This window comes from Chitiniphilus purpureus, assembly GCF_025642115.1.
In the GTDB taxonomy this organism is placed as follows: Bacteria; Pseudomonadota; Gammaproteobacteria; order Burkholderiales; family Chitinibacteraceae; genus Chitiniphilus; species Chitiniphilus purpureus.
This window is the reverse complement of the sequence record NZ_CP106753.1, coordinates 1,954,849-1,975,157: the sequence shown is the minus strand read 5'-3', so window position 1 is coordinate 1,975,157 and position 20,309 is coordinate 1,954,849. Positions and strand designations below refer to the sequence as shown.

Sequence of the window (20,309 nt, the reverse complement as noted above, 5' to 3'; positions counted from 1 at the left end):
GGAGCCGGCCATGTGGTTCACACGCATCAGTATCCAGAATCCGGTCTTCGCCACGATGATGATGTTGTCGTTGCTGGTGCTGGGCCTGTTCTCGCTCACCCGGTTGCCGGTGGAGGAATTCCCCGACGTCAAATTCCCGGTGGCGGTGGTCAGCACCGCCTACCCGGGGGCCTCGCCGGAGATCGTCGAGAGTGACGTCACCAAGAAGATCGAAGAGAGCATCAATACCGTCAACGGCCTGAAGAATCTCTATTCCTACACCTACCAGGGCCTGTCGGTGGTGGTGGCCGAGTTCGAGCTCACCATCGATCCCGAGATCGCGGTGCAGAACGTGCGGGAAAAGATCGCCGCGGTCACGCCGGGCTTTCGCGACGAGGTGGAGGACCCGGTCATCACGCGTTTCAGCCCGGATGACCAGCCCATCGTTTCGCTCGCCATCCGCAGCGACAAGCTCACCGCGCGCGAGATGACCACCTTCGCCAAGCAGGTGATCAAGAAGCGCTTCGAGACCATCGCCGGCGTCGGCCAGGCCGAACTGGTCGGCGGCGTGACGCGTCAGGTCAACATCCGGCTGCACCCCGAGCGCCTGGCCGCGCTCAAGCTGGGTGTCAACGAGGTGATGGACGCGGTGCGGGCGCAGAACGCCGAGATTCCGGTCGGCACGGTGGAGACCGCGCGGCAGGAGCAGGTGGTGCAGATCCGTGGCCGACTGAAGAACCCGGCCGATTTCGAGCGCATCATCGTCGCTTGGCGCAGTGGCGCCCCCATCTACCTCAACGACGTGGCAGCGGTGGAGGACGGGCAGGCCGAGGAGGAATCGCTGGCACTGGTCAACGGGCAGCGTGCGCTCACGCTCAACCTGATGAAGGTGAACAAGGCCAACACGGTGGCAGTGGCCGACCGGGTGCGCGAGACGATGGATGAGCTCAACCGCGAACTGGGCGGCAGTGGTGTGCGGCTTTCGGTGCTGTACGACAACTCGGAGGGCATCCGTGCCTCGCTCCAGGATGTGCGGACCACCCTCGTCGAAGGCGCGCTGCTCACGGTTGCCATCGTGTTCCTGTTCCTGGGCTCGTGGCGCTCGACCGTCATCACCGGGCTGACGCTGCCGGTGGCGTTGATCGGCACCTTCTACGCGGTCTACCTGTCCGGCTTCACCGTCAACGTGATGACGATGATGGCGCTGTCGCTGTGCATCGGTCTGTTGATCGACGATGCCATCGTGGTGCGCGAAAACATCGTGCGCCACGCGGCGATGGGCAAGAACCACACCCGCGCCGCGCTCGACGGCACCGCCGAGATCGGCCTGGCGGTGCTCGCCACCACCTCGACCATCGTCGCCGTGTTCCTGCCGGTCGGCTTCATGGGGGGCATCATCGGCCAGTTCTTCCACCAGTTCGGCATCACTGTCTGCGCCGCGGTGCTGATCTCGATGTTCGTGTCGTTCACGCTCGACCCCATGCTCTCGTCGATCTGGCCCGATCCGCACGTGCACGGCGGCAAGCGGCCGCTGGGCAGGCTGCTCGACCGCTTCGAGGATGGCATGGGCTGGCTGGCGGATACCTACAGCAGGTTGATCCGCTGGAGTCTGTCGCACCGGCTGGCGGTCATCGCGCTGGCCATCGCCAGCCTGGTGGCCGCGTTCATGCTCGCGCGCTTCATCGGCAGCGAATTCGTGCCCAAGGCGGACATGTCGCGCCTGCAGCTGAGCTTCTCGACCCCGGTCGGCTCCAACCTGGACTACACCGCGGCCAAGGCGCGTCAGGTGGAAACGGTGCTGCGGCGCTTTCCGGAGGTGCGCGAAACCTATGTGACGGTCAACACCGGGCAGTCGCAGGGCAAGCAAAGCGCATCGATGATGATCTTCCTCGTGCCCAAGAAAGAGCGCGAGCGCGGCCAGGACGAACTGATCATGCAGTTCCGCGGTGCACTGGCACGGGTCGCCGGCATCGAGCTGGAGTCGCTCTCGCCGCTGGGCGGGGGTGGGCCGGATGGCAAGCCGATCCAGATCTCACTGCAGGGCAGCGACCTGCAGGAGCTGTCCCGCCTCGCCGGATCCTTCCGCAACGCGCTGGCGCGCATTCCCGGCGTGGTGGACATCGATTCGTCGATGAAGGCCCCCAAGCCATCGCTCGACGTCGAAATCGACCGCGCCCGCGCCGCCAGCCTCGGCTTCACGCCCGAGCAGATCGGCAAGGCATTGCGCCCGCTGGTGGCAGGCGATGCCATCAGTAGCTGGCAGGCCCCCGACGGCGAAAACTACGACGTCAACGTGCGCCTGACGCGCGATGCCCGCAGCAGCGGCGGCTTCGAGACGCTGTATCTTGCCAGCAGCCAGCGCGACACCGACGGCAATACCCTGATGGTGCCGCTGACGGCACTGGCCACGCTCAAGGAAAGCACGACCCCGGTCCAGATCAACCGGCGCGATCTTTTCCGTGAAGTCAACATCACTGCCAACGTCGCGGGTCGCACCGTGGGCGAGGTGCAGGCGCAGATCGACCAGTTGCAGACCCGGTTCAAGTTGCCAAGCGGCTACCGCTTCGTCACTGCGGGCGATGCCAAGGACATGGCCGAGTCGGCCGGCTACGCGATGGCGGCGCTGCTGCTGGGCGTGGTGTTCATCTACATGATCCTCGCGTCCCAGTTCGGGCACTTCCTGCAACCACTGGCCATCATGACCTCGCTGCCGCTGTCGCTCGTCGGCGTGCTGCTGGCACTCCTTCTGATGCGCAGCACGCTCAACATCTTCTCGGTGATCGGGGTCATCATGCTGATGGGGCTGGTGACCAAGAACGCGATCCTGCTGGTGGACTTCGTCAACCACCTGCGACGCCAGGGCATGGCGCGTGTCGATGCCATCGCCGAGGCCGGCCGGGAACGTCTGCGCCCCATTCTGATGACCACCGCCGCCATGATCATGGGCATGCTGCCGCTGGCCTTCGCCATCGGCGAGGGGGCCGAGCAGCGCGCGCCGATGGCGCACGCCATCATCGGCGGGGTGATCACTTCGACACTGCTCACGCTGGTGGTGGTGCCGGTGGTCTTCACCTGGCTGGACGATCTGGGCAACTGGCTGCTGCGCAAGACCGGGTTCGGCCAGGAAAAAGCGTGACGAATTGCACCGGCACCGCTGTTTCGCGGTGCCGGACGCTTCGGTTAGAATGCCCGCTTTCGAATCAACCTTTTTCCGACAGGTAAGCGGCCCATGCTGACAGGTAGCCTGGTGGCAATCGTCACCCCCATGTTCGACGACGGTAGCCTTGATTTTGCAAGCCTGCGCAAACTGGTGGACTGGCATATCGCCGAAGGCACCCAGGGCATCGTGGCGGTCGGCACCACCGGCGAATCGCCCACCGTGGACGTCGACGAGCACGTCGAGATCATCCGCATGGTGGTGGAGCAGGCCGCAGGCCGGGTGCCGGTGATCGCCGGCACCGGCGCCAATTCAACGCGCGAGGCCGTGCATCTGAGCCGCCGGGCCGCCGATGTCGGCGCCCGCTACGGCCTGTCGGTGGTCCCCTACTACAACAAGCCCACGCAGAACGGACTGTTCCAGCACTTCAAGGCGATCGCCGAATCGGTCGACCTGCCCACATTGCTGTACAACGTGCCCGGGCGCACCGTGGCCGATCTCTCGAACGATACGGTGCTGCGGCTGGCCGAGCTGCCCGGCATCGTCGGCATCAAGGACGCCACCGGCAACATGGAGCGCGCCGCCGACCTGGTGCGCCGCGCCCCCCGGGATTTCCTGCTATACAGTGGCGACGACGCCTCGGCGCTGCCCTTCCTGCTGCTGGGCGGCCATGGCGTGATCTCGGTGACGGCCAATGTGGCCCCTGGCCGCATGCAGTCCATGTGCGCTGCCGCGCTGTCCGGACACATCGCCGCCGCGCGGGAACTGAACGACACCCTGCAGGGACTGCACAGGCAGTTGTTCATCGAAGCCAACCCGATTCCCGTCAAGTGGGCGCTCGAACAGATGGGCCGTGTCGGCGCGGGCATCCGCCTGCCGCTCACCCGCCTGTCCGGCGATGCGCAAGCCGCCGTGCGTCAAGCCATGCAGATGGCTGGCGCACTCTGATCCCGCAGCAACCGATCCACGAGCGAATACCGTCAATGAATCTGAATCCCCGCCTGCTTTTCGTGTCGCTCACCCTTGCGCTCGGCGCGTGCACTACCGACAACCTCCTGCTGCAACGCAAGGTCGACTACCGCTCCGGCAGCGACAACGTCTCCAAGAACGCGCTGGAAGTGCCACCGGACCTGACCGCGCCCGCCGCGGCCAACAACTTCAACGTGCCGAGCAAGGGCACCATCGCCGCCGAGCCCCGGCCGGTGGTCGCAAGCGCCAGCGTCGAGCGCGCCGCGCCGCAGGAGGCCAAGGCGCAGCTGGTCCAGGCCGGCGGACAGCGCTGGCTGGTGGTGCAGGGCGATCCGGCGAAGATCTGGCCCGATGTGCGCGAGTTCTGGCTCGACAACGGCTTCCTGCTCGCCGTGGACAATCCCACCATCGGCGTGATGGAGACCGATTGGCTGGAAAACCGCGCCAACCTGCCGCAGGACTGGGTCACCAAGCTGCTGCGCAAGGTGGCCGACCAGTTCATCAGCACCGGTGAACTCGACAAGTTCCGCACCCGCGTCGAGGCCGGTGCCGAGCCCGGCACCACCGAGATCTATGTGTCGCATCGCGGCATGACCGAGGTGTTCGCCGATGGCTCGACCGAAGCCAGGGTCAGCAATGTGACCGGCGACGGCAAGACAGTCTGGACGCCGCGGCCGTCCGATCCGGACCTGGAGGCGGAAATGCTGGCGCTGATGCTGCAGCGGCTCGGCATGACCGAGGAGCAGGCCGCCTCGGTGGTCAAGGCGCCGGTCCAGGCCAAGGCGCGTGCCACGCTGGTGGACAACAACACCGCCCTCGCCATCGACGACAGCTTCGACCGCGCTTGGCGCCGTGTCGGCCTCGCGCTGGACCGCGTGGGCTATGTGGTCTACGACCGCGATCGCAGCAAGGGCGTGTATTTCGTGCGCCGCGCCGAGGCGGACATCGCCGAGGAACAGAAGTCGAGCTTCTGGTCCAAGCTGGGCCTGGGCGACAAGGACGCGCCGAGCAAGGCCGCTCCGCCGGAATACGAAGTGCGGCTGAGCCAGCAGGTGAACGCCACCCGTCTGACGGTGACCGCCAAGGACGGCGCGCCGGCCGATGCCGAAAACCGCGTCAAGCTGCTCTCGGGCTTGCAGAGCCAGCTGCGCTAGGCCAGGTAGCCGCATCGACGACAACGGGGCCGATCGGCCCCGTTGTGCATTGGGCCGCAGCCCGTGGCGCTATCCACCCTCCCCGGCCGGTCCGCCGGACGGCATCACATCAGCCAGGGCCGCAGCCACCAGAGCGCCAGCATCGTGTAGCCGCCCGCCAGGAGATCGTCGAACATCACCCCGAAACCGCCATGCACCTTGCGGTCGAACCAGCGGATCGGCCAGGGCTTGGCGATATCGAACAACCGGAACGCCACGAACGCCGCCAGCCAGCCGGTGACACTGGCCGGCACGATCGTCAGCACCAGCCAGGTGGCGACGATCTCGTCGATGACGATGCCGGCGTGATCGTGCACGCCCAACGCCCTGCCGGTGCGCTCGGCCGCCCAGCAGCCGACGGCAAAGGCCGGCAGGCAGAACAATGCGATCTGCTCCGGCGAGAGCAGCAACGACAGCAAGCCATACAGCGGCAACGCCAGCAGCGTACCCCAGGTGCCCGGCGCCCGGGCGGCCAGACCGCTGCCGAAGCCCAGCGCCAGCAGGTGTGCCGGGTGCGCCAGCATGAAGCGCAGCGTGGGCCGGACCAGCGGGGTGGCGGGGTTGCTCATGCGGCGAAATGGTCAAAGCCGGCGCGCGGCAGCACGATGGGCTGTTCCTGGACGAATGCGCCCACGCCCGGCTGCGCCACCATCCGGCCGATGCAGGAGAGCGGCACGGCCAGCGTCTGCGCCAGCGCTTCGAGCTGCGCGTGCGCCTGCGGCGGGGCAGTGAAACACAACTCGTAGTCGTCGCCCCCCGCCAGCGCCGCCTGCCGGCGTACCGGCTCGGGCAGCCCGGACAGCGCGGGGTCGACCGGAACCGCGTCCCAGTCGATCCGGGCACCGCACCCCGAGCGTGCAGCGATATGGCCAAGATCGGCCAGCAGGCCATCCGAGATGTCGAGCGCAGCGCTGGCAAGGCCGCGCAGCCGCGCGCCCAACGCCAGCCGCGGCAGCGGCAGATCCAGCCGACGCGAACAGGCCGCGAGCGTCGCCGCGTCCAGGGTCAGTTCGCCGTTGCGCGCCGCCACCGCGACCGCAGCCGCGCCGACAGCGCCGGAGACCCATACCTCATCGCCCGGCCGCGCGCCACTGCGCAGCAGGGCAAGGCCTGCCGGCACCTCGCCGGCCACCTGGATCGCGATGGTCAACGGTCCGCGGGTGGTATCGCCGCCGACCAGTTCGATGCCGGCCTCGTCCGCCAGTGCGAAGAAGCCTGCGGCAAAGCCGGACAGCCAGGCTTCATCCACCCGCGGCAATGCCAGCGACAAAGTGCACCAGGCTGGTACGGCACCCATGGCCGCGAGATCGGAAAGGTTGACCGCGAGCGCCTTGTGCCCCAGCGCCTCGGGCGAGACATCGGCAAAGAAATGGCGGCCTTCGACCAGCATGTCCGCCGATACGGCAAGCTGCATCCCCGGCGTGGGTGCCAGCAGCGCCGCATCGTCACCGACCCCCAGCACCGCGCGGCGGGCGGGGCGGTCGAAATAGCGGGCGATCAATTCGAATTCGTTCATCGCAGACATCCGCGGCCATAAGCGCCATCGCCGCGAACGGCCCGCCCACATCGGCCATGCCCGGCACTGCAGACTGCAGCGGCCCTGGCGGCCGCGGTACCGTGGCGGCTCATCCGCGCCGCTTGGCGCGCACCGCTTCCACTTCCACCGGGCGCAGTTGGCCGGCAAGCTTGTCCAGCACGCCGTTGACGAATTTGTGGCCATCGGTGCCGCCAAAGGTCTTGGCAAGCTCGATCGCCTCGTTGACGATCACCGGATAGGGCGTCTCAGGCATATGGGCGATCTCGAACGCACCGGTGAACAGCACCGCAGCCTCCACCGGGCTCACTTCGTTGAACGGGCGGTCGATGTGCGGCGCGAGCGCTGCCTCCAGCGCCTTGGGGTCCTTGAGCACGCCGTAGAAGATGGCACGGAACAGCGCCTCGTCGGCCTTGCCGAACGCCGGGCTGCTTTCCTTCAGATAGCGTTCGATGCCGTTCACGGTATCGCCGGTCAGTTGCCACTGGTAGACGCCCTGGACCGCGAATTCACGCGCACGGCGGCGGGCGGACTTCGGTTTGGCGGCAGGAGCGGAAACGGGGATGGGATTTTCTTCGGTCATGGTCTTGCTTGCCTATCGCAATCACGCGCGGATGAGTTGGAGAAGCCGGGCCATTTCGACGGCAACCCGGGCGGCGTCGATGCCCTTGTCGGTCTGGCGTGCAATCGCCTGTTCCTCGTTTTCGACGGTCAGGATGGCGTTGGCAACCGGGATGCCGGCGTCCAGGCCGACACGCGTCACCCCGGCCCCCGATTCGTTGGCCACCAGTTCGAAATGATAGGTCTCGCCGCGGATGATGCAGCCTAATGTCACCAGCGCGTCGAAACGGCCGGTCGCGGCCAGTGCCTGCAATGCCAGTGGCGCTTCCAGCGCGCCGGGCACCTGATGCTGGACGATATTGTCCTGCGTAACGCCCAGGCGCAGCAATTCGCCGGTACATGCGGCGTTGAGCGCCGCGCAGATGGCTGCGTTGAAGCGGCAGGTGACGATGCCGATGCGCAGACGGGTGCCGTCCAGCGGCGGCAGCGCTTGCGGGCGGTTGGGGGTGAAACTCATGCTTATCCTTTGGTAGGCCACAGACAGGCACCGCACAGCCGGCGGTGCCGCGGATGAGACAAGGGCGACGGATCAGTCCTGCGGGCTGGCAAATCCCGTCACTTCCAGCCCGAAGCCGGCCATGCTGGGCATCTTGCGTTCGGGTGAGAGCAGCCTCATCCGCCCCACGCCCAGATGGCGCAGCATCTGCGCGCCGATGCCGTAGGTGCGCATATCCCACTTGCGCGGGTGCTCCAGCTGCAATTGCGGCAATGCACGCGCCAGCAGGTCCTGCCCGTCCTCGATCCGGTGCAGCAGCACCATGACGCCGGCCGGCGCGCGGGCGATGGCCTGCAGCGACTGGCGTACGCTCCACGAATGGTTGCAGGCACCCAGGTCCAGCCAGTCGATCACCGACAGCGGCTCGTGCACCCGCACCAGCGTCTCGGACTGCGGGTCGGGCTCGCCCTTGACCAGTGCCAGATGCGTGGCCGAGCTGATCTTTTCGCGGAACACCGCAAGCCCGAACGGACCGGCGAAGGTGTCGACGGTACGTCGGCCCACGCATTCGATCAGCGTCTCGTGATGGCTGCGGTACTGGATCAGGTCGGCGATCGACCCGACCTTGAGGCCATGCTCGGCGGCGAACTGCAGCAGCTCGGGCAGGCGCGCCATGGTGCCGTCGTCGTTCATGACTTCGCAGATCACCGATGCCGGCTGCAGACCGGCCAGTGCCGCCAGATCGCATCCGGCCTCGGTGTGGCCGGCCCGCACCAGCACGCCGCCCGGCTGTGCCAGCAGCGGAAAGATATGCCCGGGCGAGACGATGTCGGCCGGCTTGGCATCAAACGCCACCGCCTTTTGCACCGTGAGCGCGCGGTCGTAGGCGGAAATGCCGGTGGAGACGCCCTCGGCGGCCTCGATCGACACCGTGAAATTGGTACCGTGACTCGAACCGTTCTGGCTGACCATCAGCGGCAGGTTCAGCTGGCGGCAGCGTTCCGCGGTCAAGGTCAGGCAGATCAGGCCCCGAGCGTGCTTGGCCATGAAATTGATGGCCTCGGGCGTGACGAACTCGGCGGCGATGACCACATCGCCCTCGTTCTCGCGGTCCTCCTCGTCGACGAGGATGACCATGCGCCCGGCGCGGATGTCGGCGATGATGTCCTGGATCGGAGCAAGGGCGCTCATGCGGCGGACTCCAGCGACAGCATGCGTTCTACGTAGCGCGCGATCAGGTCGATCTCCAGATTGACGCGCGCGCCCACGTGCAACCGGCCCAGCGTGGTCACCGCGAGCGTATGCGGGATCAGGTTGATCGAGAACTCGCAGCCGCCTGGCACGTCGCGCACGGCATTGGTCGTCAGCGACACGCCGTTGACCACCACCGAGCCCTTGACCGCAAGGTAGCGCGCCAACACTGCCGGCGCGCGGACCACCAGCTCACGGTTTTCGCCCACCGGCGCGAAGCCCACCACCTCGCCGATGCCATCCACATGGCCGGACACCAGGTGCCCGCCGAGCCGGGCATTCACCCGCAGCGCCTTTTCCAGGTTGACCTGCGCGCCGGTCTGGTCCAGCCCCACCGTGCAGCGCAGCGACTCGTCGGAGACGTCGATGGAGAACCGCTGCTGCGGCAAGAGGCCGGTGACCGTCATGCACGCACCGTTGTGCGTGATGCTGTCGCCCAGCGCGATGTCGGAAAAATCAAGCGCGGGCGCGTGCACGGTGACCCGCACGCCACCGGGAAAGGGCTCGACACGCTCAAGCGTGCCCAGCGCCTCGACGATGCCGGTAAACATTCAATGCTGCTCCTTGGAATCATTGAGCCCCGCCGGGTCGCCCGCACCGGACGCCGCGTCGGAAAACAGCGATGGGTTGGCCTCGCGCACGCGCGCCGACCCTTTCAATTCGTTGCAGTGGTTGCAGAAATAGCTGCTGGCGCCGCAGGACTTGAGCACCTCGAGCGGGCGGCTGCAATCGGGGCAGGCCGGAATCCGGCGTGGTTCGATGGTCATGGCGATTCCTTGCACAGTGAATCCACTTGAGTAAAGCGCAGCACGATCCGCTCGTCCGCCCCCACCAGGCGGCGCGACAGCACGGTCGGCACCAGCCGGTCGGCCAGCCGGTCCAGTGAGAACTCGGCCATCGGCATGCCCTGGCCCAGCAGCACCGGCGCCTGATACAGCACCACCTCGTCGACGAGCCCCGCCTGCAGCAGTGCCCCGGCCAGCGTACCGCCTGCTTCGACGGTCACTTCATTCATGCCGCGCCGGCCAAGCTCAGCCAGCAACGCGGCCAGATCGACCCGACCCTGCCCAGCGGCCGGCAACAGCAGCACTTCGGCGCCGGCCGCTTCCAGCGCGACACGATTCGGGCCGTCGCGCATCCCCACCACCAGCACGCCGGGCTGCGCCAGCAGCCGTGCGGTGGTGGGCAGGCGCAAACCGCTGTCGAGCACCACCCGCAGCGGTTGGCGTCCATGCCAGGGTTCCGGCTGCGGCAGGCGCACCGTCAATTGCGGATCGTCGGCCAGCACAGTCCCGATGCCGGTCAGCATGGCGCAGGAGCGTGCCCGTAGCCGCTGCACGTCCTCGCGCGCGGCCTGTCCGGTGATCCATTGCGATTGTCCGTCCTTGAGTGCCACCCGGCCATCCAGGCTTGCCGCAAGCTTGATGCGCAACCAGGGTCGGGCGCGCAGCATACGCGAAAGAAAACCCTTGTGGTGCTCCAGCGCCACCGCACGCAACACACCGGATTCGACCGCGACCCCCGCCGCCGCCAGCCGGGCCAGCCCCTGCCCCGCCACCAGTGGATTGGGATCGGTCAGCGCGGCAACCACGCGTGTGACGCCGGCGGCAATCAGCGCATCGGCACACGGCGGCGTACGGCCGTAGTGGCTGCACGGCTCCAGCGTCACGTAGGCAGTGGCGCCACGCGCTGCAGCGCCGGCCTCGCGCAGCGCCATCACCTCGGCGTGCGCCTGTCCGACGGGCTGACTGTATCCCTCACCGACGATCACCCCGTGACGCACCAGCACACAGCCGACACTGGGATTGGGCGTGGTATTGCAGGCACCCCGCCCCGCCAGCGCCAGTGCGCGCTGCATGAATGCCTGGTCATTCGCCGGCGTCATTCGTGGGCCCTGCTCACTTCCTTGAGCACGTCGTGGAAATCGTCGACATCGGAAAAACTGCGGTAGACCGACGCAAAGCGGATGTAGGCGACCTTGTCCAGCTTGGCCAGCTCGTTCATCACCATCTCGCCCACCTGCCGCGACAGGATTTCGCGCTCGCCCACCGTCAGTACTTTCTGGATGATGCGGGCGATGGCCTCGTCGACCAGCTGGGTCGGCACCGGTCGCTTGTGCAGCGCCCGGTGGAACGAGGTACGGATCTTCTCGCGGTCGAAATCCACGCGCTGGCCGTTGGCCTTCACCACCTGCGGCAGCCGCACCTCGGCCGTCTCGTAGGTGGTGAAGCGCTTGTCGCACACCGCGCAGCGTCGGCGCCGGCGCACGGTGTCGCCCTCTTCGGACACACGCGAGTCGACCACCTGCGTATCGGGTGAACCACAGAACGGGCATTTCATGGAAATCTGGCCACTGATTGAACGTTTCAATGAGGATAACCCGCGCGTCCGGGCTTGGAAACCGCGGCAGCTGCACCGGGCTTGGGCGCCGGTGCGGGATCGGCCGTGCATTCCGGCCCCGCGAAGCGACATGCGCCAAGCCTGGCAGCTGCCGCGCCTGCCTTCGGCGGGCTCCAGTGCAGCGCCCCGCAAAACAAACCCCGTGCTCGCGTCACGGGGTTTGTGGGCAGGCCGTACCCATCCGGGCCGGCACAGGATCAGCCGTAGACCGGGAAGCGCGCGGTCAGCGCCTTCACCTTCTCGGCCACCGCGGCCAGATTCGCTTCGTCGGCCGGGTTGTCCAGCACATCGGCGATCAGGTGCGCCACCTGCACCGCCTCTGCTTCCTTGAAGCCACGGGTGGTGATGGCCGGGGCGCCGATACGGATGCCCGAGGTGACGAACGGGCTTTCCGGGTCGTTGGGGATGGCGTTCTTGTTGACGGTGATGTGCGCCTTGCCCAGTGCGGCATCGGCGGCCTTGCCGGTCAGGCCCTTGGGACGCAGGTCCACCAGGAACACGTGGCTTTCGGTGCGGCCGGAGATGATGCGCAGGCCGCGCTCGGCCAACGTGCTGGCCATGGCCTGGGCGTTCTTGATCACCTGTTCGGCATAGGCCTTGAACTCGGGGGTGGCAGCCTCCTTGAAAGCAACCGCCTTGGCCGCGATCACGTGCATCAGCGGGCCGCCTTGCAGCGTGGGGAACACGTTGGAGTTGATGCTCTTCTCGAACTCGGCCTTGGCCAGAATCAGGCCGCCGCGCGGACCGCGCAGCGTCTTGTGCGTGGTCGAGGTGACAAAGTGCGCATACGGCACCGGGTTGGGATAGACGCCGGCGGCGATCAGGCCCGCGTAGTGGGCCATGTCGACCATGAAGTAGGCGCCGACCTTGTCGGCGATCTCGCGCATGCGCGCCCAGTCGAAACGCAGCGCATAGGCCGACGCCCCGCCGATGATGAGCTTGGGCTTGGTCTCGAGGGCGATGCGCTCCATCTCGTCGTAGTCGATCTCTTCGTGCTCGTTCAGGCCATAGGGCACGATGTTGAAGAGCTTGCCGGACAGATTGGCCGGCGAGCCGTGGGTCAGGTGACCGCCATGACCCAGGTTCATCCCCATCACGGTATCGCCCGGCTTCAGGATCGAGAAGTACACGGCCTGGTTGGCCTGGCTGCCCGAATGCGGCTGCACGTTGGCATATTCGGCACCGAACAATGCCTTCACGCGGTCGATCGCGAGCTGCTCCACCACGTCCACATGCTCGCATCCACCGTAGAAACGCTTGCCCGGGTAGCCTTCGGCGTACTTGTTGGTCAGCTGCGAGCCTTGCGCTTCCATCACCGCCGGACTGGTGTAGTTTTCCGAGGCGATCAGTTCGAGGTGCTCGTGCTGGCGTACCACTTCGCCGCGGATGGCGGCATCAAGGTCGGGATCGTATTGGGCAATGGTCACAGACTTGGAGAACATGGGGTTCCGCTTTCCGATGGGGGATTGAAAAAACCGGCTCGATTCTACCACGGGCGCCCGTGAAACTCGCCGTGGAATGCAGCAAGCATCCATGAATGGCATTCATGTTCGGCGATAAGCCGCGGCGGCCGGCAACAGCCTGCCCCAGGCCGGCGTGGCAAGGATGTGCCACGCCCTGGCGCCGTCCTACAACCGTCCTACAATACCCCTGGGCATGGATACCGGGGATGGGACGCACATGGCGCAGCACGGGACCGGGGACGGCATGCAGCGTGCCGCCGTGGTGTGGCTGACCGGCCTGTCGGGCGCGGGCAAATCCAGCATCGCCAGCTGTGTCGAGCACACGCTGCATCAGCAGGGACGGCGCGTGCAACTGCTCGACGGTGATCGGCTGCGCCGTGGAACGAGCCGCGATCTGGGGTTCTCGCTGGCCGATCGCAGCGAGCATGTACGCCGGACCGGCGAGCTCGCCAAGGCCCTGGCCGAGCAGGGCACGATCGTCCTCGTGGCGCTGATCTCGCCGCTGCGCGCCGATCGGGATGCGGTGCGGGCGCGCCTCGCGGCACAGCCCTTCTACGAAGTGCTGGTCGATGCACCGCTGGCGCTGGCCGAAGCGCGCGACCCCAAAGGACTGTACCGGCGGGCCCGTGCCGGCCTGCTGCCGGACTTCACCGGCATCGATTCGCCCTACGAAGCACCGCTGCATCCCGAGCTGCGCCTGGATACGGCCCGGCTGACCGTACAGCAGGCTGCCGCCGCGGTGCTGACGCTGCTGGCCGCCACCGGCTGAAACCGCAATCGGCTGCTTGCACCGCGACCATGCTGCGTCAGCCGTGCCGCGCGCGCGTCCGCCGAGGCGGCTCAGGCAGGCTCCGGGATGGCCGCTGCTGGCGACGGAAAGCGCAGCGTCACCGTCAGGCCGCCGCCCGCTGTGGCTTCCAGCGTGGCATCGCCGCCGTGGCGATGCGCGATCTCGCGCACGATCGCCAGCCCCAGCCCGCTGCCTTCGCCTTTGGGCGCAGGCCCCCGGTAGAAGCGCTTGAACAGGGAATCGACCTCGTCCAGCGGCACGCCCTGCCCCTGATCGATCACCTGCAGCACGACACCGTCCTCGTCCTGCGCCACCGCGAGCAGCACAGTCCCGCCGCCGCTGTAGCGCAAGGCATTGTCGATCAGGTTGCTGATCATTTCCTGCAACAGCTCGCGCCGACCCTGGATGAACTGCTGCTGCGGACCCTCGTAGCCCAGCTCGATCCCGGCGGACAACGCCACCGGCGCCCAATCCAGCGCCAGCTCGCGCACCAGCGCGGCCAGGTCGACTGCTTCGAGTGCCACGTCATAGCCACTGTCCGGCTCCAGGCGCGCCAACGACAGCAATTGCTGCACGCCGCGACTGGCATGGGTCAGCGTTTCCTCCATATCCAGGAGACCGCGCCGGATGTCGTCGGGATCGTGCTCGCGCAGCGCCATCTGGGTCTGCGCGCGCAGGATGGCCAGCGGGGTCTTCAACTGGTGGGCGGCGTCGACGAAGAAGCGTCGCCGCGCGCCCAGCATGCGCCCCATCCGCGTCACGTACTGGTTGAGCGCATCGACCAACGGGCCCAATTCACTCGGCAGCTGGGTCACCGTCACCGGCGACAGATCGTTGTCCGCACGTGCCGCCACCTGCGCGGACAGCAGGCGCAGCGGCGCCAGCCCCCGATGGGTGGCGATCAGCACGATCAGCAGCGCCAGCGCCACCAGCAGCGCCTCCTGCTGCAGCGCACCGATCAGGATCTCGCGCGCCAGATCGCGTCGCAGCTCGGGCGTTTCGCCCACCTGCACCCATACCACACGGGTGGTGCCGCTCGCCACGTCGTGCACCGGCTGGCGCAGCGCGATCAAGCGCAGCGGCACCTCGCGATAGTCCGCCTCGTAGTACACCGGCCGGTAAAAGCGCAGATCGCGGCGCGGCGGGGGCGGCAGGTCCTCGTAGCCGGTCAGGTAGCGCCCTTTGTCTTCGCTGACCTTGTAGTAGATGCGCCCTTCGGCGTTGGATTCGAAGATCTCCAGCGCAAGGTACGGGATATCCACGGTGATCTGGCCTTCGCGCACCCGGATGCCCTCGGCGATGGCCTTGGCCGAGCTGAACAGCGTGCGATCGAACGCCACGTTGGCGGCGCTGGTGGCACGCCGGTAGGTCAATACCGCATCGAGCGCCAGCAGGCACAGCAGCGCCGGCAGCAGCCACAGGATCAGATGCAGGCGCAGGCTGCGCATCACTTCGCCTGCAGCAGGTAGCCAAGGCCGCGCAGCGTGACGATGCCCACGCCGCTCCCGTCCAGCTTCTTGCGCAGCCGGTGCACATAGATCTCCACCGCGTCGGCGCTGGCCTGGTCGTCCAACCCGGCGATCTTCTCCCACAATGCATCCTTGCTCACCGCCTTGCCGCCGCGCAGCATCAGCACTTCAAGCACCTCGTGCTCACGCGGCGTCAGGCTCAATGGCGCATCGCCGATGCTGAACACGCGGCTGATGCTGTCGTACCACAGCGGGCCGCAACTGATCTGCGCGTTCTCCAGCCCGTGGCTGCGCCGGATCAGCGCGCGGGCGCGGGCCTCCAGCTCGGACAGGTCGAACGGTTTGGCCAGGTAGTCGTCCGCGCCCAGATCCAGGCCACGCACCCGATCCTCCACCGAGCCGTGCGCTGTAAGGATCAACACCGGCATGCGCTGCTTGCGTGCCCGCATGCGCTTGAGCACCTCCCAGCCGTCGAGCTTGGGCAGCCCCAGATCCAGGATGGCCAACGCGTAGTCCTGGGTGCGCAGCACGCTGTCGGCATCGCTGCCGTTATGCATGGTATCGACCGTGAAACCGGCCTGGGTCAACGCCCTGGAGAGCGACTGGGCCAATGTCAGATTGTCTTCGACGAGCAGGATGCGCATTGCGGCACGGGGGCGGGAAAACGGAAAGCTCAGTTTAGCCAAGCACCACCGCGAAACCAAAGCGCATAACGATATTCTGCCGTCATCACAACCTGAAAGCGATCAGAAAGAGCCGCGGCGCTAGCATGGCCTCACAGTAAAGGCCGCATCGTGGCCGGCGGGTGCGGCAAGGCACCCAGCGGTCACGCCGACGACCTTTCCCCGGCGACAAGGGGAGGCCCGCGCGTCTGATCCGCCAAGGGCATATAAAGCGCTACGGTAACGATATTGCCGTAGTGACCATAATGGAGTTACTGGAGTATCCGATGAAAACCGCTACGTACTTCGCCGCGGCCACCGCCCTGGCGCTCTCGCTGTCCGCCTTTGCCAAGCCCTACCCGGACCACTACCCGTCCAGCTACGCCAACCTGGTGGCCGCCGCCAAGAAGGAAGGCAAGCTCATCATCTACGCCGCCACCGATACCGCAGCGGCCCGACCCCTGCTCAAGGATTTCGAAGCGCTCTATCCGGGAATCAAGGTCGAATACAACGACATGAACACCACTGAGCTCTACAACCGCTTCATCAGCGAAAGCGCCGCCGGCAGCACCAGCGCCGACGTGCTGTGGAGCTCGGCGATGGACCTGCAGATCAAGCTGGTCAATGACGGCTTCACCGCCTCCTACAGCTCGCCCGAGATCCCCAAGCTGCCGTCCTGGTCGTACTACCAGAACCAGGCCTACGGCACCACCTACGAGCCGGTGGTGTTCGTCTACAACAAGCGCCTGCTCTCGGCCGCCGAAGTGCCGCATACCCATGCGGACCTCGCCAAGCTCATCAAGGGCAACCCGGAGAAGTTCAAAGGCAAGATCACTACCTACGACATCGAGAAATCCGGTGTCGGCTTCACCTATCTGACGCAGGACGTGCGCGCTGGCGGCGCCGCCACCTGGGACATCGTGCGCACCATGGGCAGCAGCGGGCTGCGGCTGCAATCCTCCACCGGCACCATGCTCGAGCGCATCTCGTCGGGCGAGAACCTGATCGGCTACAACATGATCGGCTCGTACGCCTATGCCAAGGCCAAGAAGGATCCGGCGATCGGTTACGTCTATCCGAAGGACTACACGCTGGTGATGAGCCGGCTGATGACGATCGCCAAGAACGCCAAGAACCCCAACGCCGCCCGGCTGTGGGTCGACTACCTGCTTTCCAAGCGCGGCCAGACGCTGCTGGCGCAGGAATCGGACCTGTATTCGCTGCGGGCCGATGTCACCGGCGAGACCACCATCTCCGAGCTGACCAAGCTGTTGGGCAACAGCCTCAAGCCCATCCAGGTCGGCCCCGGACTGCTGGTCTACCTCGATCAGGCCAAGCGCCTGGAATTCCTCAAGCAGTGGCGCCAGGCCATCCAGCGCTGATCCCTGCCGGGGGGCGCTGCGCCCCCCAACCCCGCCGTTTTCGATTGCCTGTGCATCACGGTTGTTGATGCGCACGCTGGAGTATTGCCATGACTGCCGTCAGTTCTTCCGCGCCGCCCATGGCCGCATCCTCGGCACCCACCCGGCGCCGCGCCGCGTCCCCCGACGTCCTGCGCTGGCTGGTGCTGGGGCTGACCACGCTGGTGGTCGCGGTCCCGCTGGCGCTGATCGTCTACCAGAGCCTGCTCAATGCGCCGTTCTTCATGCCCAACAAGGCGCTCTCGCTGGATGCCTACCGCTTTGTGTTCGCCGATCCGGATTTCTGGTCCGCGCTGCGCAACTCGGTGGTGATCGCCAGCGGCATGCTGCTCATCTCGGTACCGTTGGGGGCGGTGCTCGCCTTCCTGATGACCCGCACCGACCTGCCCGGACGACGCTGGCTGGAGCCCATGCTGCTCACGCCGGTGTTCATCTCGCCCATGGTGCTCGGCTTTGGCTATGTGGTGGCCGCCGGCCCGGTCGGGTTCTATTCCGCCTGGTGGCAGCAATGGTTCGGCAGCGTGCCGTGGAATCCATATTCGATGCTCGGCATCGCAGCGATCGCCGGACTGACCCACGTGCCGCATGTGTACCTCTACTGCTCGTCGGCGCTGCGCAACCTGGGCTCGGATGTCGAGGAGGCGGCACGCGTGGCCGGTGCCGGGCCGCTGCGGGTGGCCTACGACGTCAGCCTGCCGATGATCATGCCGTCACTGCTGTTCGCCGCGGTGCTGGTGTTCTTCCTCGGCTTCGAAGTATTCGGCCTGCCGCTGGTGCTGGGCGACCCCGAAGGGCACCTGGTGCTGACCACTTATCTATATAAGCTGACCAACAAGCTGGGCATCCCGTCGTATCACCTGATGGCGGTGGTGGCGGTGCTCATCATCCTGGTGACGGTGCCGCTGGTGCTGCTGCAACGGCGCCTGCTGCGCAACACCAAGCGCTTTGTCGCGGTCAAGGGCAAGGCCAGCCGCCAGCAGACCCTGCCACTGGGTCATTGGCGCTGGCTGCCGTTCGGCCTGGTGATGCTGTGGCTGCTGGTCACCGTGTTCGTGCCGTTGTCCGGCATCACGCTGCGTGCCTTCGTGAACCAGTGGGGTGAGGGGGTGTCGCTGTGGCAGGCGCTGACGATTGAGAACTTCACCACCCTGTTCGAGCAGGACAACCTGGTGCGTGCCATGGTCAACAGCTTCGGCGTCGGCCTGTTGGGCGGTGCCGCCGCGGTGTTCTGCTACACCGCGATCGGCCTTGCCGGCCATCGGCGCAACGACTGGGGCGTGAAGCTCGCCGACTACCTGGTGCTGGTGCCGCGCGCGGTGCCCGGCCTGCTGGCGGGTCTGGCCTTTCTGTGGGTGTTCCTGTTCATGCCCGGCCTGAAGGAGTTCAAGAACTCGATGATCTGCATCTGGCTCGCCTACACGGTGGTGTGGCTCGCCTATGGCATGCGGCTGATCCAGGGCGCGCTGCTGCAGGTCGGCCCCGAGCTGGAAGAAGCCGCGCGCAGCGTGGGCGCCAGCCGTGCCCAGACCAGCCGCCACGTGACGCTGCCACTGATCCGCCATGGGCTGCTCGCCAGTTGGCTGCTGGTGTTCATGATCTTCGAGCGCGAATACTCGACCGGGGTGTACCTGCTCTCGCCCGGTACCGAAGTGATCGGTTCGCTGCTGGTATCGCTATGGGCCGCCGGCGCCGTGGAACAGGTGGCGGCACTGTCTGTCGTCAATGTATTGATGGTCGGTGCCGGGCTCGCGCTCGCACTGCGCTTTGGAGTGAAATTGCATGACTAAGCTGATCGTTGAAGACCTGCATCTGGCCTATGACGGCGTCAAGGTGCTCGAAGGCGTTTCGTTCCAACTGCGCGCAGGCGAGGTGGTCTCGCTGCTGGGCGCCTCGGGCAGCGGCAAGACCACGCTCCTGCGCGCCGTGGCCGGGCTGGAACAGCCCAACCGGGGCCGCATCCTGCTCGACGGGCAGCCGCTGTACGACGCGGCCGGGGCCAACCTGCCGGTGGAACAGCGCTCACTGGGCCTGGTGTTCCAGTCCTATGCGCTGTGGCCGCACCGCACTGTGGCCGAGAACGTGGGCTATGGGCTCAAGCTGCGCAACGTGAAGCGCGCCGAGCGCGAGCAGCGGGTGGCCCACGCGTTGGGGCAGTTGGGGCTGGGCCATCTGGCCAAGCGCTATCCGTTCCAGCTTTCGGGCGGACAGCAGCAGCGCGTCGCCATCGCCCGCGCCCTGGTCTACAACCCGCCGGTGATCCTGCTGGACGAGCCGCTTTCCAACCTGGACGCCAAGCTGCGCGAAGAAGCGCGCGCCTGGCTGCGCGAGCTGATCATTGATCTGAACCTGTCGGCGCTGTGTGTCACCCACGATCAGACCGAGGCGATGGCGATGTCCGACCGCATCCTGCTGCTGCGCAATGGCCGCATCGAACAGGAAGGCACGCCGGCCGAGCTGTACGGCACCCCGCGCACGCTTTATGCCGCCGAGTTCATGGGCAGCAACAACAAGCTCAGCGCCGAGGTGCTGAGCGTGGACGGCGATCAGGTGCGCCTGGGCGGTCAGGACTGGCAGCTCACCGGCCGCGCGATCGACTGGCTGCCGGTGGGCGCCGCCGCGCAGGCGGTGGTGCGGCTGGAGCGGCTCAAGGTGGCCGACGGCCCCGGCCCCAACCGCATCCAGGCCCAACTGACGACCTCGATGTATCTGGGCGATCGCTGGGAATACCTGTTCCACCAGCAGGGCATGCGTTTCAGGGCGTTCGGCCAGGAGCCGCGCGCCGCCGGTGAGTACTGGATCGAGTTCCCGGCTGAGGACTGCTGGGTGTTCGCCGCACCGGCCGCCGCCTGATCCGGGCGGACCTGGGGCAGCCCGGCCGGCGCCCACCGGCCGGCCGGGCCTTGCCCACCGCCTTCTTCGCAGCGGGCCGCACACCGCCCGCCTCAACCGCATTGCCAGCGAGCG

The 20,309-nt window shown here is 66.8% G+C and carries 19 protein-coding genes; 7 read left to right on the top strand and 12 right to left on the bottom strand.

All coding sequences use genetic code 11. The annotated features are described in order from the left end of the window. Positions 1-10: 10 nt before the first annotated feature. The 3 genes from N8I74_RS09215 to bamC all read left to right on the top strand — a co-directional run bounded on the left by N8I74_RS09215 (position 11) and on the right by bamC (position 5,259). Positions 11-3,115, top strand: coding sequence for an efflux RND transporter permease subunit (locus tag N8I74_RS09215; protein ID WP_263126599.1), 3,105 nt, complete (start codon positions 11-13; stop codon positions 3,113-3,115). Positions 3,116-3,208: 93 nt separating this feature from the next. Then, on the top strand, positions 3,209-4,084 hold the full coding sequence (dapA, locus tag N8I74_RS09210) for a 4-hydroxy-tetrahydrodipicolinate synthase (RefSeq protein ID WP_263126598.1): 876 nt from the start codon (positions 3,209-3,211) through the stop codon (positions 4,082-4,084). 35 nt (positions 4,085-4,119) lie between these two features. Continuing rightward, a complete protein-coding gene (bamC, locus tag N8I74_RS09205; protein ID WP_263126597.1) occupies positions 4,120-5,259 on the top strand; it encodes an outer membrane protein assembly factor BamC in 1,140 nt (379 codons plus the stop codon). 104 nt (positions 5,260-5,363) lie between these two features. Here the strand turns inward: bamC and N8I74_RS09200 are convergent, their stop codons facing one another. From N8I74_RS09200 to glyA, 10 genes are all read right to left on the bottom strand, one after another. Continuing rightward, positions 5,364-5,867 (bottom strand): phosphatidylglycerophosphatase A family protein, encoded by a 504-nt coding sequence (locus N8I74_RS09200; protein ID WP_263126596.1) that lies wholly within the window; start codon positions 5,865-5,867, stop codon positions 5,364-5,366. Continuing rightward, complete coding sequence (gene thiL, locus N8I74_RS09195; protein ID WP_263126595.1) at positions 5,864-6,814, bottom strand: thiamine-phosphate kinase; 951 nt, start codon at positions 6,812-6,814, stop codon at positions 5,864-5,866. Before thiL ends, N8I74_RS09200 begins: the two co-directional genes overlap by 4 nt. A gap of 109 nt (positions 6,815-6,923) precedes the next feature. Beyond that, on the bottom strand, positions 6,924-7,415 hold the full coding sequence (nusB, locus tag N8I74_RS09190) for a transcription antitermination factor NusB (RefSeq protein ID WP_263126594.1): 492 nt from the start codon (positions 7,413-7,415) through the stop codon (positions 6,924-6,926). Between the two features lie 21 nt (positions 7,416-7,436). Further along, positions 7,437-7,910, bottom strand: coding sequence for a 6,7-dimethyl-8-ribityllumazine synthase (ribH, locus tag N8I74_RS09185; RefSeq protein ID WP_263126593.1), 474 nt, complete (start codon positions 7,908-7,910; stop codon positions 7,437-7,439). 72 nt (positions 7,911-7,982) lie between these two features. Beyond that, entirely contained in the window at positions 7,983-9,080 is a 1,098-nt protein-coding gene (ribBA, locus tag N8I74_RS09180) for a bifunctional 3,4-dihydroxy-2-butanone-4-phosphate synthase/GTP cyclohydrolase II (RefSeq protein WP_263126592.1), read from the bottom strand. Next, positions 9,077-9,691: a riboflavin synthase gene (locus N8I74_RS09175; RefSeq protein WP_263126591.1), complete on the bottom strand. Its 615-nt coding sequence runs from the start codon at positions 9,689-9,691 to the stop codon at positions 9,077-9,079. Before N8I74_RS09175 ends, ribBA begins: the two co-directional genes overlap by 4 nt. Next, positions 9,692-9,907, bottom strand: a complete 216-nt coding sequence (locus N8I74_RS09170) for a zinc ribbon domain-containing protein (protein ID WP_263126590.1) — start codon at positions 9,905-9,907, stop codon at positions 9,692-9,694. Further along, positions 9,904-11,025: a bifunctional diaminohydroxyphosphoribosylaminopyrimidine deaminase/5-amino-6-(5-phosphoribosylamino)uracil reductase RibD gene (gene ribD, locus N8I74_RS09165; protein ID WP_263126589.1), complete on the bottom strand. Its 1,122-nt coding sequence runs from the start codon at positions 11,023-11,025 to the stop codon at positions 9,904-9,906. Before ribD ends, N8I74_RS09170 begins: the two co-directional genes overlap by 4 nt. Beyond that, positions 11,022-11,480, bottom strand: a complete 459-nt coding sequence (gene nrdR / locus N8I74_RS09160) for a transcriptional regulator NrdR (RefSeq protein ID WP_263126588.1) — start codon at positions 11,478-11,480, stop codon at positions 11,022-11,024. Before nrdR ends, ribD begins: the two co-directional genes overlap by 4 nt. 257 nt (positions 11,481-11,737) lie before the next feature. Next, positions 11,738-12,982 (bottom strand): serine hydroxymethyltransferase, encoded by a 1,245-nt coding sequence (gene glyA, locus N8I74_RS09155; protein ID WP_263126587.1) that lies wholly within the window; start codon positions 12,980-12,982, stop codon positions 11,738-11,740. 238 nt (positions 12,983-13,220) lie between these two features. Between glyA and cysC the strand changes: the two genes are divergently transcribed. After that, a complete protein-coding gene (gene cysC / locus N8I74_RS09150; RefSeq protein ID WP_263126586.1) occupies positions 13,221-13,772 on the top strand; it encodes an adenylyl-sulfate kinase in 552 nt (183 codons plus the stop codon). 71 nt (positions 13,773-13,843) lie between these two features. Here the strand turns inward: cysC and N8I74_RS09145 are convergent, their stop codons facing one another. Then, entirely contained in the window at positions 13,844-15,241 is a 1,398-nt protein-coding gene (locus N8I74_RS09145) for a sensor histidine kinase (RefSeq protein WP_263126585.1), read from the bottom strand. Beyond that, entirely contained in the window at positions 15,241-15,906 is a 666-nt protein-coding gene (locus tag N8I74_RS09140) for a response regulator (RefSeq protein ID WP_263126584.1), read from the bottom strand. Before N8I74_RS09140 ends, N8I74_RS09145 begins: the two co-directional genes overlap by 1 nt. Positions 15,907-16,211: 305 nt before the next feature. Here N8I74_RS09140 and N8I74_RS09135 point away from each other — a divergent pair, with 305 nt between their 5' ends. From N8I74_RS09135 to N8I74_RS09125, 3 genes are all read left to right on the top strand, one after another. Then, positions 16,212-17,306 carry an ABC transporter substrate-binding protein gene (locus N8I74_RS09135; RefSeq protein ID WP_263126583.1) on the top strand — a complete coding sequence of 365 codons (1,095 nt, stop codon included), beginning with the start codon at positions 16,212-16,214 and terminating at the stop codon, positions 17,304-17,306. 89 nt (positions 17,307-17,395) lie between these two features. Beyond that, positions 17,396-19,132, top strand: a complete 1,737-nt coding sequence (locus N8I74_RS09130; protein ID WP_263126582.1) for an ABC transporter permease — start codon at positions 17,396-17,398, stop codon at positions 19,130-19,132. Continuing rightward, positions 19,125-20,195, top strand: coding sequence for an ABC transporter ATP-binding protein (locus tag N8I74_RS09125; protein ID WP_263126580.1), 1,071 nt, complete (start codon positions 19,125-19,127; stop codon positions 20,193-20,195). The genes N8I74_RS09130 and N8I74_RS09125 overlap by 8 nt, the downstream gene beginning before the upstream one ends. Positions 20,196-20,309: the final 114 nt, after the last annotated feature.

What these genes read in the sequence shown, in the direction of transcription:
- N8I74_RS09170 (WP_263126590.1), bottom strand. Translation starts at nt 9,907, where the DNA reads ATGACCATCGAACCACGCCGGATTCCGGCCTGCCCCGATTGCAGCCGC.
- N8I74_RS09215 (WP_263126599.1), top strand. Translation starts at nt 11, where the DNA reads ATGTGGTTCACACGCATCAGTATCCAGAATCCGGTCTTCGCCACGATG.
- N8I74_RS09145 (WP_263126585.1), bottom strand. Translation starts at nt 15,241, where the DNA reads ATGCGCAGCCTGCGCCTGCATCTGATCCTGTGGCTGCTGCCGGCGCTG.
- N8I74_RS09175 (WP_263126591.1), bottom strand. Translation starts at nt 9,691, where the DNA reads ATGTTTACCGGCATCGTCGAGGCGCTGGGCACGCTTGAGCGTGTCGAG.
- nrdR (WP_263126588.1), bottom strand. Translation starts at nt 11,480, where the DNA reads ATGAAATGCCCGTTCTGTGGTTCACCCGATACGCAGGTGGTCGACTCG.
- dapA (WP_263126598.1), top strand. Translation starts at nt 3,209, where the DNA reads ATGCTGACAGGTAGCCTGGTGGCAATCGTCACCCCCATGTTCGACGAC.
- glyA (WP_263126587.1), bottom strand. Translation starts at nt 12,982, where the DNA reads ATGTTCTCCAAGTCTGTGACCATTGCCCAATACGATCCCGACCTTGAT.
- N8I74_RS09140 (WP_263126584.1), bottom strand. Translation starts at nt 15,906, where the DNA reads ATGCGCATCCTGCTCGTCGAAGACAATCTGACATTGGCCCAGTCGCTC.
- ribD (WP_263126589.1), bottom strand. Translation starts at nt 11,025, where the DNA reads ATGACGCCGGCGAATGACCAGGCATTCATGCAGCGCGCACTGGCGCTG.
- bamC (WP_263126597.1), top strand. Translation starts at nt 4,120, where the DNA reads ATGAATCTGAATCCCCGCCTGCTTTTCGTGTCGCTCACCCTTGCGCTC.
- N8I74_RS09135 (WP_263126583.1), top strand. Translation starts at nt 16,212, where the DNA reads ATGAAAACCGCTACGTACTTCGCCGCGGCCACCGCCCTGGCGCTCTCG.
- nusB (WP_263126594.1), bottom strand. Translation starts at nt 7,415, where the DNA reads ATGACCGAAGAAAATCCCATCCCCGTTTCCGCTCCTGCCGCCAAACCG.
- ribBA (WP_263126592.1), bottom strand. Translation starts at nt 9,080, where the DNA reads ATGAGCGCCCTTGCTCCGATCCAGGACATCATCGCCGACATCCGCGCC.
- thiL (WP_263126595.1), bottom strand. Translation starts at nt 6,814, where the DNA reads ATGAACGAATTCGAATTGATCGCCCGCTATTTCGACCGCCCCGCCCGC.
- ribH (WP_263126593.1), bottom strand. Translation starts at nt 7,910, where the DNA reads ATGAGTTTCACCCCCAACCGCCCGCAAGCGCTGCCGCCGCTGGACGGC.
- N8I74_RS09200 (WP_263126596.1), bottom strand. Translation starts at nt 5,867, where the DNA reads ATGAGCAACCCCGCCACCCCGCTGGTCCGGCCCACGCTGCGCTTCATG.
- N8I74_RS09130 (WP_263126582.1), top strand. Translation starts at nt 17,396, where the DNA reads ATGACTGCCGTCAGTTCTTCCGCGCCGCCCATGGCCGCATCCTCGGCA.
- N8I74_RS09125 (WP_263126580.1), top strand. Translation starts at nt 19,125, where the DNA reads ATGACTAAGCTGATCGTTGAAGACCTGCATCTGGCCTATGACGGCGTC.
- cysC (WP_263126586.1), top strand. Translation starts at nt 13,221, where the DNA reads ATGGCGCAGCACGGGACCGGGGACGGCATGCAGCGTGCCGCCGTGGTG.